This window comes from Symbiopectobacterium sp. (assembly GCF_051710365.1).
Taxonomy (GTDB): domain Bacteria; phylum Pseudomonadota; class Gammaproteobacteria; order Enterobacterales; family Enterobacteriaceae; genus Symbiopectobacterium.
This window is the reverse complement of record NZ_JBPETA010000379.1, coordinates 1-1,047: the sequence shown is the minus strand read 5'-3', so window position 1 is coordinate 1,047 and position 1,047 is coordinate 1. Positions and strand designations below refer to the sequence as shown.

Genomic DNA, 1,047 nt, shown 5'->3' with positions numbered 1-1,047 from the left:
GATTGTTAGTATGAATCATGAGAGTTACCTCGTGTTTTGTATAAGGATTGGACACCCATATCAAAACCGGTAACTCTCAACCTTGCAAGGTCCAGTGTCAGATCAAGTCGCGACTAATACAAATAAACCGGTGCCGATAGCAATAAGCTGTATATGCCGGATATGCCGGTTGGTCAGGTTGCGCCTTAGGCCTTCATCATGGACTGAGGTAAGGTCGTCGACCTCTTTGACGTTATCTACCATGTGTTAAATTTCCTGTTTTTGTCGGTGATGTTGTGTTGAGCTCTTGAATGGCTCTCTGATGATAGCGATAGGTATAAATAGATCCTGTTAAACCAACCTGGCAATGCCGCGCATGATACCGAGGACGTGGCATAGAGAAAGTGAACATTCGCACGTTTTACGTCTGTGTATTTTCTGTTCGAACAAGGCTGGCATACTAGGAATTGAGATGACGGATATAAACGCGGGCAAGACTAACAAAATCGGCTTTTGCCGACAATCGGATTTTCATGGTTGGAAGCGAAAAGAAAAAAATCGAATTAACCGTTTGACAGCGGCAGGCAACGGGAGAATAATCCACGGCGTTGGGTCGTTAGCTCAGTTGGTAGAGCAGTTGACTCTTAATCAATTGGTCGCAGGTTCGAACCCTGCACGACCCACCAACATTTCATACTGCTTTATTCCTCGCTATTTTATTTGCCATTTATAATAAGTGATTTTCATCGGAACGTTATTTATTGCATTATTCAAATCCACGGATTGAGATGCTTACCTCTTACTTATGTGCTTTGTATTTTTTTGCCTGATTAAATAATCCTCCAACTGTTGAATCCGTCATTCCGCACCTGGTTTTTCTTTTTTCGGGACTTGACGGTATTCTGAAGTTCTGAATTTATTACTGCTTTTTGCAGACCAATTAGCATGAGTACTCCCCACGTTACCATCCGTAACCTTGATCACTTAGGTCTCGTCGCTGCACTGTGCGATGAACTGAGTATTGCAAAAATGATCGATGCGGTATTGCCCAAAAAACACCAAGCCAAA

General features: G+C 42.8%; 1 protein-coding gene and 1 tRNA gene. Both read left to right on the top strand.

Features of this window, described 5'->3' with window-relative positions; genetic code table 11:
- The first annotated feature begins 589 nt into the window (after positions 1-589).
- Positions 590-665: transfer RNA gene (locus tag ACTBDZ_RS18065), tRNA-Lys, on the top strand.
- Between the two features lie 259 nt (positions 666-924).
- Positions 925-1,047: DUF4277 domain-containing protein (locus ACTBDZ_RS18060; protein ID WP_438816302.1), on the top strand; the 123-nt coding region annotated here is incomplete at its 3' end.